The sequence below is a fragment of the Aminobacter sp. GW821-FHT11F06 genome (genome assembly GCF_058808215.1).
On sequence record NZ_JBXARL010000003.1, the window covers coordinates 469,717 to 485,287 of the forward strand.

Consider the following 15,571-nt stretch of genomic DNA (forward strand, 5'->3'; position numbering starts at 1 on the left):
GGAGGCGGTTCAAGGCTCGGTGCGGCTGCTGACACCTGGCTGGCAGGAGCCGACATCACGCAGATTGACATGACGTAGCGACAAGTTCAATAGTTCAATATATTTTGAACTAAGGATCATGTCATGGACAAGCGCCTTATCTGGCTCGCGGTCGGCTCGTTTGCCATGAGCACCGTCGGCTTCGTGTTCTCCAGCCTTTTGCCGGCGATTGCCGGCGACGCCCATGTCTCGGTGCCCTTCGCGGGTTACCTCATCATGGCGTTTTCGCTGTCTTATGCGATCGGCGCGCCGGTTTTGTCGGCGCTCGCAGGCGAAATCGATCGCCGCCGCGTGCTGGCGGCAACCATGCTGGTCTTTGTCTTCGGCAACATCATTGCGGCGACCAGTAGCTCATTTTCAGGGCTCCTGGTCGCTCAGATCGTGATGGGCATGTCGGCGGGGCTTTATGCTGCGACAGCGCAGGCGACCGCAGTATCGCTGGCGGGGCCTGAGCACAGGGCGCGAGCGATTGCGGTTGTCGTCGGCGGCACGACATTCGCCGTGGCGCTTGGCGCGCCTGTGGGCTCGCTGATCGCCACGATGTGGGGCTGGCGCGGTACCTTCGTTGCCATAGCGCTGCTTGGCCTTTCCTGCGCCGCGATCCTGTGGGTGCGGCTGCCGCGAGGTTCGCGCGGCATCAAGCTGACGCTCGCCGAGCGCTTCACCGCCATTGCCCGGCCTGGCATCCTGCCGTCGCTTTTGGTGACGTTGCTTTATCTCGCCGGCGGCTTCACCGTGATTTCCTATATCGCGCCGCTGGCGCTGGAAGGGGCGGGGCTGCCGTCCATCGCACTTCCGGGCATGCTCTTGGCCTTCGGCGTCGGCGCTGTCATCGGCAATCTGTCGAGCGGCTATCTCGCCGACCGAATTGGCGCCACGCGCATGGTGGTGATCTCGCTGTTGATGTCGTCGGGCTTCTGCATCGCCATTGCACTGACGCTCAAGCTTCTGCCGCACCATGTCGCCGGACCGGTGCTGATTGGCCTGATGGTGCCGTGGGGCATTATCGGCTGGGCGTTCCCGCCGGCGCAGGCAAGCCGCATCGTCGGCTTCGGCCCCGAGGTCGCGCATCTGACCCTGTCGCTCAATGCATCGGCGCTTTACTTCGGCATCGCGCTAGGCACTGTCATCGGCGGCCGCGTGCTGGAATTCGCCAAGCCGTCCGATCTCGGCCTTGTCGCGGCGGCCTTTCCGCTGGTGGCGCTTGCCGTGCTTGCGGCGAGCAGCAGGTCGATCCGCCTGGCTGCGAGCACGTTAAGGTAGTCCCAGGCGGGGACAGGGACGTCAGGCGCCGCTCAATTCAGCACGAAGTCGACCAGCAGCTTGATGTTGAGGGCGGCGATCACCAGCGCAATCAGCGTTGCGAAGGCGACGAGCCAGCGCGGGGCGACCAGCGCGCCCATCTTTTCCTTGCTGGCGGTGAAGATGACCAGCGGGAAGACCGCGAAGGACAGTTGGAGGCTGAGCACGACCTGGGTCAGGATCAGCAGCTTCGCAGTGCCGCTGTCGCCGTACCAGATGGTGACCGCGGCCGCGGGAACGATGGCGATTGCGCGGGTGACCAGGCGGCGTAGCCAGGGCGGCAGCTTGATGTGGAGGAAACCCTCCATGACGATCTGTCCGGCGAGGGTCGCCGTGACTGTCGAATTGATGCCGCAGCAAAGTAGCGCGATGCCGAAAAGCGTAGGGGCGATGGCGAGGCCGAGAAGCGGCGCCAACAGCGCATGCGCCTCGCCGATTTCGACGACCTCGGTTCGGCCGGTGCCATAAAAGGCTGCCGCCGCGAGGATCAGGATCGAGGCGTTGATCAGCAAGGCGAACATCAGCGCGATGGTCGAATCCCAGGTGGCATATTTCAGCGCCTGGCGTTTTTCCACCAAGGTGTCGCCATAGGCCCGCGTCTGGACGATGCCGGAATGCAGATAGAGATTGTGCGGCATCACGGTGGCGCCAAGGATGCCAAGCGCGAGATAGAGCATCTCGGGATTGGTGACGATCTCTGTGGTCGGCGCGAAGCCGGTGATGACCGCGCCCCAATCCGGGTCGGCGAGCGCGACCTGGATGGCAAAGCAGACGGCGATGACCCCGAGCAGGGTGATGATCAGGGCTTCGACCCAGCGAAAGCCGAGCTTCTGCAGGTACAGGATCAGGAAGACGTCGAGCGCGGTGATGACGACGCCGATCTCAAGGGGGATGCCGAAGATCAAATTGAGGCCAATTGCGGTGCCGATGACTTCGGCGACGTCGGTGGCGATGATGGCGGTTTCGGCCATGAACCATAAGACATAAGCGACCGGGCGGGGAAAGGCGTCGCGGCAGGCCTGCGCCAGATCGCGCCCCGACGCGATGGCCAGCCGGGCGCAGAGCGACTGCAGCACGATCGCCATGATATTGGAGACCAGCGCCACGACCAGCAGCGTGTAGCCGAAGCGCGAGCCACCGGCGATGGATGTCGCCCAGTTGCCCGGATCCATGTAGCCGACGGCGACGAGATAACCTGGCCCGACGAAGGCGGCGGCCCTGCGCCAGCTTGTGCCGCTGGCGCTGACGGGGATCGATCGATGGACTTCCGAAAGCGACCCTTCGCCCCTGGCCGTCCGCCAGCCTTCGGTATCTTCGGCTGGCCGGGTGTAAGAGTCCAACGGACGTCCCTCTAGTCGCAGTTGCAAGTCATTTGCAAGAATACCGGAGGCCAAGGTTTTGGCAAGCCCCCCGGTTGCGTGGGCATGGCGCTCACAGGGCGCCAGGATGCGTTTTGCGAATGGCTGTTGCGGGCGGTGACGATCGCTGCGTGGCCAAGCTTCCGCAAGCCGGGAACAAGTGCCGTCGGATCGCGTTTGCCTGTGCGCCGAATGGACGGCGCTCAGGAGGAATGAACGATGGCCATCACACAAGCTCCGACGACAAAGGGAAAAGAAGCTGCCAAAGGCCTCAGGCAAGCGGCGGCCAAGCAAGAACGCAAGGTCGAGGCGAAGACCGGCCACGACTTCAAGAAAGGCGAAAAGCGCTTCGAGGAACGCTCCAAAAGCTCCGACGGCAAGAGCGCAGGCGCCAAGCAGAAAAGCTGAGCTGGCCGCGAACACAACAGCATGGCACAACCAAAAACCCTGTGACTTGCCACTGACGTTGGTCTAATTGTCTCAGTGAGCGGAGCCGACCCCGCGACATGGAACATCAAGGATACGCCTATGCGCTGGAGAGGCCGTCGCCAAAGTGACAATGTCGAGGATGCCCGCGGCGATGGCGGCGGAGGCCTTGGCGGCGGGCTCGGCGGTGGCGGACGCCTGCCGATGGGGCCGCGCATCTCCACCGGCGGTGGCGGGCTTTCGGGCATCATCATCCTGGTGGTGCTGTTTTTCGCACTGCGTGCCTGCGGCATCGATCCGATGCAGATACTCTCGGATGGCGGTGGCTCAGGCACCGGCGGCGGCCAGGTAACCCAGGGCGGTGGGCCGGCAAACGATGAGATGACCCAGTTCGTCTCCACGGTGCTGGCCGAGACCGAAGACACCTGGAACGGCATCTTCCAGGCCGAGGGGCTGAAATACCAGGAACCAAAGCTGCTGCTGTTTTCCGGCCAGGTCAATTCGGCTTGCGGTTATGCCTCCGCGGCGTCGGGCCCGTTTTATTGCCCCGGCGACCGCAAGGTCTATCTCGACACGGCCTTCTTCAACCAGCTGTCCAAGCAGTTCGGGGCTTCCGGTGATTTCGCCGAAGCCTATGTCATCGCCCATGAGGTCGGCCACCACGTCCAGAACCTGACCGGCATCCTGCCCAAGTTCAACCAGATGCGGCAGGGCATGAGCGAGGCCGACGCCAACGCCATGTCGGTGCGCGTCGAGCTTCAGGCTGACTGCTTCGCCGGCATCTGGGGCTACTATACCGATCAGAAGGGTCTGCTCGAGCAAGGCGACATCGAAGAGGCGCTGAATGCCGCCCGGCAGATCGGCGACGACACGCTGCAAAAGCGCATGCAAGGTTACGTCGTGCCGGAAAGCTTCAACCACGGCACCTCGGCGCAACGCCAGCGCTGGTTTGCCGCCGGCTTCAAGAGCGGCAAGCTGTCGGATTGCGACACGTTCAACAACCCGATCTGAGGCTAATCTAAATGGTTTCCGCCCGACGCATTGAACTTGTGGCTGGTGGCCCCTCGCTTTCGCGGCTGGTGTTCGGTGCCTGGCGCCTGCTGGACGGTCAAAGACCGAGCGCTGATGCCGTGGCGCGGCTCATCGATACCGCGATCGATCTTGGCCTGACCAGCTTCGACCATGCCGATATCTATGGCGGCTACGAGGTTGAGGAGGCCTTTGGTGCTGGGCTTGCCCGCTTCAAGGGCAGGCGCGACAGCATCGAGCTCGTCAGCAAATGCGGCATCATGCTGAAGTCGGCCAATCGCCCGGCGAACCGGCTGCAGCATTACGACACCGGTGCCGCCCATATCGTGGCTTCCGTCGAGCGCTCGCTCAAGAACCTCGGCACCGATTATCTCGACCTTTTGCTGATCCATCGGCCCGACCCGCTGATGGACGCCGACGAAACGGCGGCGGCCTTCGAGCGGCTGGTGACGGCCGGCAAGGTGCGCGCGGTCGGCGTGTCCAACTTCACACCGCCGCAATTTGACCTATTGGCCTCTCGGCTGCCATTCCCCCTTGTCACCAACCAGATCGAGCACTCGGTGCTGGAAACGTCGGCGCTGACCGATGGTCGTTTCGACCACGCGCAAAGGCTGCGCTACGCGCCGATGATCTGGTCGCCGCTCGGTGGCGGGTCGCTGTTTACCGGCGACGGTACGCGTGAGCACAAGGTGCGCGCGGCGCTGACGCTTGTCGCTGCCGAGACCGGCGTCCATGACATCGCAACGATTGCCATCGCCTGGCTGCTGCGGCATCCGGCGCGGCTTGTGCCGGTGCTCGGCACGATGAAGCCGGAGCGGCTGGCGCAACTGGCCAATGCGCTGGAAGTCACGCTCGACCGCCAGCAATGGTTTGCCATTCTCGAGGCAAGCGAAGGGCACCCGGTCGCCTGACCTTCGGACCCGCATGCCTTCGTCAGCATGATCAAAGTTGACGTGTTCTTGTATTGTTCTTTTTGATTTCCGCGCCTATAAGCGATGTTTCCGCTTGCCCCCGGCGGTTTGATGTTGCGCTACCGCGTCCATTCGCGGCCGCAAAAGATGCCGTAACAGCTTGAAATTGCGCATCTTCGGGTGTGCGATCACGCGCAGAGTGGGGTCGACATGGTTGATGAGAAGACCGCGAGACGGGGTCTAGCACTCGTCTTCGTCACGTTGCTGCTCGATATCATCGGCTTCGGCATCATCATGCCGGTGCTGCCGGCTTTCCTGCAGGAACTGACCGGCGTCGGCCTCAGCGAGGCGGCGATCGAGGGCGGCTGGCTGTTCTTCGTCTATGCCGCGATGCAATTCCTGTTTGCGCCGCTGATGGGAAATCTGAGCGACCGTTTCGGCCGCCGGCCGATCCTGCTCGCCTCGGTGTTGACCTTTGCCATCGACAATCTGATCTGCGCGTTCGCCTGGTCCTATGCGATGCTGTTCATCGGGCGGGTGCTCGCCGGCATCAGTGGTGCCAGCTATTCCACCGCCTCGGCCTTCATCGCCGACGTGTCGACAGACGAGAACCGGGCCAGGAATTTCGGCCTGCTCGGCATCGCCTTTGGTGTCGGTTTCGTCATCGGGCCGGTGCTTGGCGGGCTGTTGGGGGAGTTCGGGCCGCGTGTGCCGTTCTTCTTTGCCGCCGGCCTTGCCTTCCTCAATTTCGTCGTCGCCTTCTTCTTCCTGCCGGAGACGCTGACCCGGGAAAACCGGCGCAGGTTCGAGTTGAAGCGTGCCAATCCGCTCGGCGCGCTGAAGCAGATGCGCAACTACAAGGGCATCGGCTGGATCGGGCTGGTGTTTTTCCTGATGGCGCTCGGGCACATGATGTACCCGGCCGTCTGGGCCTTTGTCGGCAGCGAGCGTTACGGCTGGAGCGAGCGGCAGATCGGCTTTTCGCTCGGCGTCTATGGCTTGGGTGGTGCGCTGGTGATGGCGTTGGTGCTGCCGCGCATCATTCCCAGGCTAGGCGAATGGCGGACCGCCGCAATCGGTCTGGTCTTCACCACGATTGCCGCCCTTGGCTACGCGGCGGCCTGGCAAGGCTGGATGATCTATGCGGTGATGGTCGCGAGTTGCCTTGAAGCGCTCGCCGACCCGCCGCTCAGAAGCCTTGCCGCGGCCAAGGTGCCGCCTTCGGCGCAAGGCGAATTGCAAGGTGCGATGACCAGCCTGTTTTCGATCACCAGCATCATCGCGCCGCTGCTTTATACCGGCATCTTCGCCTGGTTCACCGGGCCGAACGCGCCGGTGACGTTCGCCGGCGCACCCTTCGCCGTGGGCGGCGTTTTCCTCGCGCTGTCGCTTCTCGTGTTCGTGCTCAAGGTCGAAAGGCCGGCTGCCGGCCGACAACAGGCCGTAACGACAATTGCATAGCTGGGCGCTTCGTCGGCGGAAAGCTCGCTATTGTTAAGCTCGCTATTGTTCGAGAAAACGTACGCCTACCGATGTCGGCGAGTACCAGCACACGCGCGCCGTTCGCTTTACTGCCTCGCCGGCGATCGCCAGGTTGAACTCGGCTGGCACACCTGTCGTGTCGCCAAAATCCAGCCTTGCGCCATTTTGGGACAGATTGCGAACAATGCCCTCAAAGGAGCAATAGCCGCCGTAAAATGAGAGCTGGCGCCTTTCAGCGTGCGGCGACGGCCTTCTTTACGTTGTTCGACCTGTTTGCGCGTATTGATATCTATCACATATGCCATGGATAACCAACGTTTCTCTAACATTGCCAAAGTGGCGGAGCAGGAAGTGTGCCAACCGGAAAGACGAAGGCATGATGTCGAAGCCACACGTCTGCGAGGAGTGGTTTGGACAATCTTGTCTTGGTCTGGATTGTCGCGATCAGTCGTCCACACGATGGGCGTTGCTACTGTGCAGACGCCGCTACCTGCATGCTGCACTTGGCGCGAGCCGCAAGACAGACTGGCCTCAGGCGGCGCGCGGATATAATTTTCTGGTGAGGTCGTGTTTGCGAACTCGGGCTTTGTGGCAGTTGATATCGAAAAGAGGAGAGACATCTTGTCTGATGGGTTTGTTGTGGAGCAGGCGAGCTGATGGCGCACGTATATGTCGACCCCGACAAAGTCCGCGAGTTCGCCGATGCCGCGCGCTTCTACGACTGGCTCGGCCAGCACCATGACAGCCAGGACGAGATCTGGATCAAGATCCACAAGGTGGGAACCGGGCTCAAGTCGATCACGCCGAAGGAGGCCATCGACGTTGTTCTGTGCTGGGGTTGGATCGACGGGGTGCGCAAGGGGCTCGACGACAAGAGCTTTTTGCAGCGCTACTCGCCGCGCGGCAAGAAAGGCACCTGGAGCCAGATCAATGTCGACAACGTCGCGCGGCTTGTCGCCGAAGGCCGGATGACCGAGCACGGGCTTAAACATGTCGAGGCTGCCAAGGCCGACGGACGCTGGCAGCGCGCCTACAAGAGCGGCAAGGACATGAAGATCCCCGCCGAGTTGCAGGCGGCGATCGACGCCGAGCCTGAGGCGAAGGCGATGCTTGCCAAACTCAGCGAGCAGAACCGTTTCGCGCTGGCTTTCCGCACCCACAACATGAAGACCGAAGCCGGGCGCAAGAAGAAGATCGAGACCTTCGTTGCCATGCTCAAGCGCGGCGAAACGATCTACCCGCAGGGCAGCAAGAAATGAGTTGCGTTGCTGAGTGGGGACAGGCTGGCCGTAGAGGTCGAGGCAGCATCGGGAGTTGTGGCCGCTTAAAATAAGGCTCCACAACAGCGGAGCCTTATTTCACGAAAGCCTTGGAGGCCTTCTCCGCTCAGCGCTCGGCGAGCGCCGGTTCGCCCTGGCGGGCGCGGATGAGGTTGACGAAGCGGCGGAAGAGGTAGTGCGAATCCTGCGGGCCGGGCGAGGCTTCAGGGTGATGCTGAACCGAAAACACCGGGCGGCCGGTGAGGGCGATGCCGCAGTTGGAGCCGTCGAACAGCGAGACATGGGTCTCTTCGACGCCTTCGGGCAGCGACTCGGCGTCGACAGCAAAGCCATGGTTCATCGACACGATCTCGACCTTGCCGGTGGTGTGGTCCTTGACCGGATGGTTGGCGCCGTGATGGCCCTGATGCATCTTTTCGGTCCTGCCGCCGAGGGCAAGGGCCAGCATCTGGTGGCCGAGGCAGATGCCGAACATCGGCAGCTCGGTCTTGAGCAGGTCCTTGATGACAGGCACCGAATATTCGCCTGTTGCTGCCGGGTCGCCGGGGCCGTTGGACAAGAAGATGCCGTCCGGCTTCATCGCCAGGATGTCTTCGGCCGAGGTCTTGGCCGGAACGACAGTGACCTTGGCGCCGAGGCCGGCGAGCAGGCGCAGGATGTTGCGCTTGACGCCATAGTCGATGGCCACGACATGCATGGTGGCTTCGTTGCGCACGCCATAACCTTCGTTCCAGACCCAGGGCGTCTCGCTCCAGCTGGACGACTGGCCAGAGGTGACCTCCTTGGCGAGGTCGAGGCCAACGAGACCCGACCAGGCGCGGGCGCGGGCCTTCAAATCGTCGAGGTCGAACTTGCCGTCGGGCGCATGCGCGATGACGCCATTGGGCATGCCCTTTTCGCGGATAAGTGCCGTCAGCGCGCGGGTGTCGACGCCCGACATGGCAACGATGCCGCGCCGCTTGAGCCACTGGTCGAGATGGCCGGCGGCACGATAGCTCGACGGGTTGGTGACGTCGGCCTTCAGAACGGCGCCGACAGCGCCGAAGCGGGTCGCCGGGTTCAGGTCCTCGATGTCTTCATCGTTGGTGCCGATATTACCGATATGCGGAAAGGTGAAGGTGACGATCTGGCTGGCATAAGACGGGTCGGTGAGGACTTCCTGGTAGCCGGTGAGCGCGGTGTTGAAGCAGATTTCGGCCACCGCAGAGCCGGTGGCGCCAAGGCCTCGGCCCGTGATCACCGTGCCGTCGGCCAGAACCAGAACGGCGGTCGGCACTTCGGTTGCCCAGGGGGCGGTCTCTGAGGCCATGGCGATGCTCCTGCGTAACGGGCGCGGCGACTTGAAAAATGGCTCGCAAGGGGCCATATCGCGCAGCGAAAAGCACGGACGACCGCCGTCAGGCGAGCCCCGTGCACAAAACAAACTAGTCCTTGCAAGGCGCGGACAATAAGCGAAGGCCTGCGGGTGGTCAATGACCGCACCGGCATTCACGGTTAATTATTTTTCCTAATAAAAACAGGAAGTTGGCTATTGTCATTCGGTTTGCCACTGTGGCAGGTCGGCGTTACTGTTTGCGACACGTTCAGGAGTAATGGCCATGCGCGAGACACTCGCCGAGGCGCTGAAGACTGCATTGAAAGCCGGCGACAAACGCCGCACATCGACGCTACGGCTGATCCAGGCCGCTATCCAGGACCGCGACATCGCCCATCGCGGTGTTGGCAAGGACCCTGTCACGGATGAGGAAATCCTCCAGATCCTGACCAAGATGGTCAAGCAGCGGCAGGAGTCGGCCAAGGCCTTCGAAGATGGCGCGAGGCTGGAGCTTGCAGCCCAGGAGCGCGAAGAGATCACCATCATCACCGGCTTCCTGCCCAAGCAGATGGAAGACGCAGCGGTGCGCGACGCCGCCCAGAAGGTGATATCTGAGGTTGGTGCTGAAGGCCTGCGCGACATGGGCCGTATCATGAATGCGCTCAAGGAGCGTTATCCCGGCCAGATGGATTTTGGCAAGGCAAGCGGCATCGTCAAGGAGCTGCTGCAGTAGGTTTTCCGGCTCAGGCCGCGTGAACAAAAAGACGCCCCGGCTGGCTTCAGTGCGGGGCGTTTTATTGTCAGGCTTGCGGCAGGCGCTGGCGCGCGATGGCCGCGTGGAAGCGCGCGCCGTGGATCAGGGCGGCGTCGTTGAAGTCGAATGCCGGGTTGTGGAGCGGGGCCGAGGCTTCGCCATTGCCGATATAGGCAAAGCAGCCGGGGACGTGGTCGAGGAAGCGGGCGAAGTCTTCCGATGCGGTGACGATCTCGCCCTTGCCGTCGACAGCGCCGGGGGCGAAGACGGACGCCGCCGCTTCGAGCGCTGCCCGGGTGGCGTCGGCGTGGTTGATCAGCGGCACGAACTCCCTGGTGTAGGTCACCTCGGCCGTGCAGTTGTAGGTCTGCGCCGTACCTTCGGCGATGATGCGCATCTGCTTTTCGATCTCAGTGCTGACTTCGGGGCGGAAGCTTCGCGCGTCGCCAAGGATGCGGGCAAAACCGGGCAGGGCGTTGCGGGTGCCGTCGGTCACAAGCTCGGTGACCGAGACGACCGAGATGTCGGCCGGATTCAGCCGACGAGACACGATGGTCTGCAGATTGGTGACCAGCGCGCAGCACGATCTCGAAATTGTCCTCGGCCGACATGATTGGCCCGGGCCGGGTTTCGAAATGGCCGACAGGCAGGCCGGGCATGTTGTGCAGGCCGAAAATCTCGTCGAAGGGAAAACGCGTCATCAGCCCGTCGTCGAGCATGGCGAGCGCGCCCTTGCCCCACTCTTCGGCCGGCTGGAAGATGAAACGCACGGTGCCGTCGAAGCCGCCTTCGCCGGCGAGTATCTTGGCTGCACCCAGAAGCATCGCCGTGTGGCCGTCATGGCCGCAGGCATGCATGATGCCAGGTGTCTGCGAGGCATAGCCGTGGCTCGCCTGCTCGGTGATGCGCAAGGCGTCCATGTCGGCGCGCAAAGCGATTGCGCGATTGCCCGAACCACGACGCAGCGTGGCGACAACGCCGGTTTCACCGACAGCTTCGACGACCTCATCGAGGCCGAATGCCCTGAGCTTGGCCGCCACAAACGCGCTGGTGCGCTTTTCCTCGAAGCCGAATTCGGGATGGGCATGCAGATCGCGCCGCCAGGCGGTCATCTCGGCTATGAGGGCTTCCTGGTCGAGCGCTGCCATGTCGTGATCCCCTGAATTGGAGGGGTAACCTCACCCAAGTCATCGCTGGCAGGCAAGGCCTGTCGTTGGGGCCAGGGTGAGAGGCGTGGCGGGTGTTGCCTTCTCCCCTTGTGGGAGAAGGTGGATCGGCGCGTAGCGCCGAGACGGATGAGGGGTGATGGACGGAGTGGGAGGATGGAGAACGGGCGCTGTCAGAGAGGGGTCGGAAATGCCGTAATCCTTCCAACACCCCTCATCCGCCCCTTCGGGGCACCTTCTCCCACAAGGGGAGAAGGCAGGGTCTGCTCAGCTCGCTTTGAGGCGCGAGCCGCTGAGCAGGCCTTGCTCTTCGAGCACCGGGTAGGCCATCGAGGCGAGCAGCGAGTTGATCTGCTTGAGGTCGCGGATGGTGTCGAGGTGGATCGAGGAGGTCTCGACGCTCTTGATGGTGCCGTCGCGCAGGCGCAGGAAATGGCGCTGGCTGGTTTCCTTCTCGACGTCGCGCAGCCGGTCCTTTTCGAGCACGAGCTGGCGGGCCGTTTGGGCATCGCGCGACACAAGCACGTTGAAAGCGAGCCGCGCATTGGCCATGACGACCGCGTGGAAGCTCGAAAGCTCGCGCCAGCCTTCAGGTGTGAACTCCAGGCCACGGTCGAGCTTCTTTTGCACATGGGCAAGCATGTTGCGCACGATGATGTCGCCGACCTGCTCGAGCTTGACGCAGGCGCCGAGCAGTTCCTGGCAACGCAGCGCCTCATCCTCGGTCATCGGCCGGATGGTGGCCTTGGCGAGGTAGAGCTTGATCGCCGCATGCTTGCGGTCGACCCGGTCGTCGAGCGAGGCGAGTGCCTTGATCTTGTCGTCGTCGGCCTTCTCATACAACTCGATGATGCGCTGGAGCATGATCTCAACAGTCTCGCAGACACGCACCACCTCGCGCGTCGCATTGGCCAGCGCCTGCGACGGTGTGTCGAGGGCGGCTTCGTTGAGGGCGCTGAGTTCGGCGACCGCTATGTCCTTGGCCGGATCTGCCTTGGTGCCAAGGGCGACGATCTTTTCCGACGCGCTGTAGACGAGTTTGGCGAGCGGAATGCCGGCGACCAGGATCAGGCAGTTGAACAAGATGTGGGCGTTGATGATCTGGTCCGGCACGGTCGAACCGAGGAAGGCCGTCGACGGCTTGATCCACAAGAAGGCAACCAGCATGACAAGCGAGCCCGCGCCGCGCATCAGAAGGTTGCCGATGGGCACGACGCGCACGGCTGGCTCGGCGTTGCGGGTAAGCAACGGCGCGATGATTGAGCTGCCGAGATTGACGCCGAGCACCAGAACGATGCCGAGTTCGGGTGGAACGAAGCCGCGCCCGGCAAGGGCGACGATCAAAAGCACGGCGGCGATCGAGGAATGAAACAGCCAGGTGACGACGGCGGCCAGCAGGTAGGCGGTGACGGGGTCGCCGGCGAAATAGTCGACGATGACAGGCAAAAGCTTGCTTTCGCGCAGCGGCTCGGACGCCTGGCCGACCATTTCCAGCGACAGCACCAGAAGGCCGATGCCAACAAGGATGCGGCCGGTCTGCTGCCAGCTGCGCCGGTCGGTGGCCAAAAACATGGTGGTGCCGGCGACGAGGCAGAGCGGTACCAGGAGCGTCAGGTCGAAGGTCAGGATCTTGATGACCAGCGCCGAGCCGATCTCCGCGCCGCGCACGGCGAGCTGGCCGGCAATGCCGCTGACGATGCCGGCCCCGGCAAAGGAGCCGACGAGCAAAGTGACCGCAGTGGAGCTCTGGAAGGCGATCGCCAATGCAGTGCCGGCGAGCACGGCCAGGATCGGGTTGCGCATGGTGTTGCGCAGCTTGTGGCGCAACACGTCGCCATAGGCGCGCTCGACGCCGGTGCGCACCATGCGGGTGGCGAACAGGAGCAGGGCGACCGCACCAGCAAGATGCAGCAGGACGACCGAACCGCTCATTGGCCGCACCGATGGGGGCCGCACCCATGGGGGATGCACCGAAGGGCGTTTGAGGTGGCGACCGCGACGGTCTGGGCGCGTATGCGAATCACTGTCATGATCATGCCGATTAGATTAGCCGGATAATATTTTTCGTCCATATTGCACACGTGTGCATCGCTCGCAAGGTGTAGGATCGATCGTATATTGAGATACGCTCGAGCGAGCTTCCGGTTCCGTTACGACTCAAGGGCGGCGCAATCGGGATGTTTGAGCAGGGCAGGGCTGTGAACAGCGGGCATGACGGCGAATAGGAGTCGTGTCGGGGCAGGCGAGCGCCTATATCAGTTTGAAACAAGCAGGGCCCAATGCGCTTTTCCGACGGATTTTTGAGCGAGATACGCGACCGCGTGCCGATTTCGGCCGTTGTCGGTCTGCGCGTGACCTGGGACCGCAAGAAGACCAACGCGCCGCGCGGCGACTTTTGGGCGTGCTGCCCGTTCCACGGCGAAAAATCGCCGTCGTTCCACTGCGAAGATCGCAAGGGCCGCTATCATTGCTTCGGCTGCGGCGTTTCGGGCGATCATTTCCGTTTCCTGACCGAGCTTGACGGCCTGAGCTTTCCGGAAGCGGTCGAGCGCATCGCCGAGATGGCCGGGGTGCCGATGCCGGCGCGCGATGCGCAGGAAGAACGCCGTGAGCGCGAGCGCGCTTCGCTGCATGACGTCATGGAACTGGCGACCAAGTTTTTCGAAGACCGGCTGCAATCCGCCGACGGGGCGAGGGGACGTGCCTATCTGCGCGACCGTGGGCTTGCGCCGGCAACGCAGCAGCAGTTCCGGCTCGGCTTCGCCCCCGACAGCCGCAACGCGCTCAAGGAGTTTTTGGCGTCCAAGGGCATCGAAAAGGCGCAGATGGAGGCCTGCGGGCTGACAGTCTTCGAGGACGTGCCGGTTTCCTACGACCGTTTCCGCGACCGCATCATGTTTCCGATCCCTGACTCACGTGGCCGCATCATCGCTTTTGGCGGACGCGCCATGTCGGCGGAGGTTTCGGCCAAATATCTCAACTCGCCGGAGACCGAGCTCTTCCACAAGGGCAACGTGCTCTACAATTTCGCCCGTGCCCGCAAGGCGCTGCAAAAGGGCGGAGCGGTGATCGCGGTCGAAGGCTACATGGACGTGATCGCGCTCGCCCAGGCCGGCTTCGACAATGTCGTGGCGCCGCTCGGCACGGCCCTGACCGAAAACCAGCTCGAACTGCTGTGGCGCATGTCGAGCGAGCCGGTTTTGTGTTTCGACGGCGACAAGGCCGGCCTCAAGGCGGCCTACCGCGCCGCCGACATGGTGCTGCCGCTGGTGGCGCCGGGGCACACCGCGCGCTTTGCGCTGCTGCCCGAAGGCAAGGACCCCGACGATCTGGTCAAGGCAGAGGGGCCGGAGGCGTTTCGCACCGTGCTTGCTGCCGCGCGGCCATTGTCCGAGCTGATCTGGATGCGCGAGACCTCGGGCGGGTTGTTCGAAACGCCCGAGCGCCGCGCCGAGCTTGAAAAGACGCTGCGCGAGCTGACCGGCAGGATCAAGGACGAGAGCGTCCGCTATCATTACCAGCAGGAAATGCGCGAACGCGTGCTGAACTTCTTCGGCAACCAGCGCGGGCGCCAGCAGGGCCAGGGCGATCGCGGCAAGGGTTCGTTCAACAAGGGCGGTGAGCGCGGCCAGTGGAACAAGGGCGGCGCAGGCGCCAAGGCCGGGCGGTTTGCCGTGTCGGAAAGCCTGGCGCGCTCGGCTATGGTCAAGCGGACAGGCGGCATCATGCCGCTGCGCGAGGCGGCCCTAGTGGTGGCGCTGGTCAACCACCCCTCGCTGATCGACGAGAATTTCGAGCACGTCGAACGCCTCGATCTCAGCCATGGCGAACTCAAGCAGCTGCATTCGGTGCTGATCGACGCGATGGCGCATGGCGAGGCCAACACACGCGAAGCGGTGGTGGCGGCGATCGAACGTGCCTCCTGTGCCGAGATGTGGGAGCGTGCCGTGGCGCTGGCGCGGCGCGCCCGGCAGTGGACGGCGTTCGAGGATGCGGCGATCGAGGATGCCCGCGACGCCTTCGCGCAGGCGTTGCACTTGCACCGCAGCGCCCGCACCTTACATAAGGAGCTGAAACAGGCCGAGGCCGCGCTGGCTACCGATCCTACCGACGAAAACTACCGACATCTGGTGGAAATTCAGGCGCAGTTTCATGACGTGCAGGCCACCGAAGCGCTTATCGAAGGCTTCGGGGTGTCTTCGGGTCGTAGCGGTCGTAACTGACGCTGCGGACCGATTATCCCGCATTTGATTCGCTTTTTTGGTGCGAATCATGCGAGAGGCGCTTGACCTTCCGACGGAATGACGGAATCAGGTCGATTCGAAAAAGTTAACCGGCGGCCGGGCCGCCAGTCGTGTCGATGGCCTGAAAATGCGGATTGGGGCGCTTGTCACTGGACAGGAAGATATTCCGCCACAGATATCACGGTTAATCTGGACTTAACACAGGTGCAGCTACTGGCAGTTCAGGCGCAGGTTCGATGAGCGCATCTGATTTGCACTGTCTAAG

General features: G+C 63.0%; 11 protein-coding genes and 2 pseudogenes. 8 read left to right on the top strand and 5 right to left on the bottom strand.

The genetic code is table 11. The features are described 5' to 3' along the window. The first annotated feature begins 123 nt into the window (after window positions 1-123). Window positions 124-1,302: an MFS transporter gene (locus tag AC1RTB_RS10200; protein WP_492877408.1), complete on the top strand. Its 1,179-nt coding sequence runs from the start codon at window positions 124-126 to the stop codon at window positions 1,300-1,302. A 32-nt stretch (window positions 1,303-1,334) separates the two neighbouring features. Here the strand turns inward: AC1RTB_RS10200 and AC1RTB_RS10205 are convergent, their stop codons facing one another. Continuing rightward, the gene (locus AC1RTB_RS10205) at window positions 1,335-2,681 is read right to left on the bottom strand and encodes an Nramp family divalent metal transporter (protein ID WP_492877406.1); all 1,347 of its coding nucleotides are present in this window, start codon (window positions 2,679-2,681) and stop codon (window positions 1,335-1,337) included. Window positions 2,682-2,918: 237 nt separating this feature from the next. Between AC1RTB_RS10205 and AC1RTB_RS10210 the strand changes: the two genes are divergently transcribed. The 4 genes from AC1RTB_RS10210 to AC1RTB_RS10225 all read left to right on the top strand — a co-directional run bounded on the left by AC1RTB_RS10210 (window position 2,919) and on the right by AC1RTB_RS10225 (window position 6,526). After that, entirely contained in the window at window positions 2,919-3,107 is a 189-nt protein-coding gene (locus AC1RTB_RS10210) for a hypothetical protein (RefSeq protein WP_492877404.1), read from the top strand. Between the two features lie 120 nt (window positions 3,108-3,227). Further along, window positions 3,228-4,136: a KPN_02809 family neutral zinc metallopeptidase gene (gene ypfJ, locus AC1RTB_RS10215; RefSeq protein ID WP_492877402.1), complete on the top strand. Its 909-nt coding sequence runs from the start codon at window positions 3,228-3,230 to the stop codon at window positions 4,134-4,136. Window positions 4,137-4,147: 11 nt separating this feature from the next. Beyond that, window positions 4,148-5,065, top strand: coding sequence for an aldo/keto reductase (locus tag AC1RTB_RS10220; RefSeq protein WP_492877400.1), 918 nt, complete (start codon window positions 4,148-4,150; stop codon window positions 5,063-5,065). A 180-nt stretch (window positions 5,066-5,245) separates the two neighbouring features. Beyond that, window positions 5,246-6,526, top strand: coding sequence for a TCR/Tet family MFS transporter (locus AC1RTB_RS10225; RefSeq protein ID WP_492877398.1), 1,281 nt, complete (start codon window positions 5,246-5,248; stop codon window positions 6,524-6,526). Between the two features lie 42 nt (window positions 6,527-6,568). On the opposite strand, the pseudogene AC1RTB_RS10230 reads toward AC1RTB_RS10225, so the two are convergent. Beyond that, window positions 6,569-6,748: pseudogene (locus AC1RTB_RS10230) on the bottom strand (PilZ domain-containing protein); the annotation flags it as partial. Between the two features lie 455 nt (window positions 6,749-7,203). Here AC1RTB_RS10230 and AC1RTB_RS10235 point away from each other — a divergent pair. Further along, complete coding sequence (locus AC1RTB_RS10235; protein ID WP_492877397.1) at window positions 7,204-7,806, top strand: YdeI/OmpD-associated family protein; 603 nt, start codon at window positions 7,204-7,206, stop codon at window positions 7,804-7,806. A 127-nt stretch (window positions 7,807-7,933) separates the two neighbouring features. Here AC1RTB_RS10235 and carA read toward each other — a convergent pair whose 3' ends face one another. Beyond that, window positions 7,934-9,136 (bottom strand): glutamine-hydrolyzing carbamoyl-phosphate synthase small subunit, encoded by a 1,203-nt coding sequence (gene carA, locus AC1RTB_RS10240; protein WP_492877395.1) that lies wholly within the window; start codon window positions 9,134-9,136, stop codon window positions 7,934-7,936. A gap of 289 nt (window positions 9,137-9,425) precedes the next feature. On the opposite strand from carA, the gene AC1RTB_RS10245 reads away from it, so the two are divergent. Then, window positions 9,426-9,875 (top strand): GatB/YqeY domain-containing protein, encoded by a 450-nt coding sequence (locus AC1RTB_RS10245; protein ID WP_492877393.1) that lies wholly within the window; start codon window positions 9,426-9,428, stop codon window positions 9,873-9,875. A gap of 67 nt (window positions 9,876-9,942) precedes the next feature. Here AC1RTB_RS10245 and AC1RTB_RS10250 read toward each other — a convergent pair. Further along, window positions 9,943-11,044 (bottom strand): annotated as a pseudogene (locus tag AC1RTB_RS10250) (amidohydrolase). Window positions 11,045-11,329: 285 nt separating this feature from the next. Beyond that, on the bottom strand, window positions 11,330-12,994 hold the full coding sequence (locus AC1RTB_RS10255; protein ID WP_492877391.1) for a Na/Pi cotransporter family protein: 1,665 nt from the start codon (window positions 12,992-12,994) through the stop codon (window positions 11,330-11,332). Window positions 12,995-13,341: 347 nt separating this feature from the next. Between AC1RTB_RS10255 and dnaG the strand changes: the two genes are divergently transcribed. Continuing rightward, window positions 13,342-15,285: a DNA primase gene (gene dnaG / locus AC1RTB_RS10260; RefSeq protein WP_492877389.1), complete on the top strand. Its 1,944-nt coding sequence runs from the start codon at window positions 13,342-13,344 to the stop codon at window positions 15,283-15,285. Window positions 15,286-15,571 lie beyond the last annotated feature (286 nt).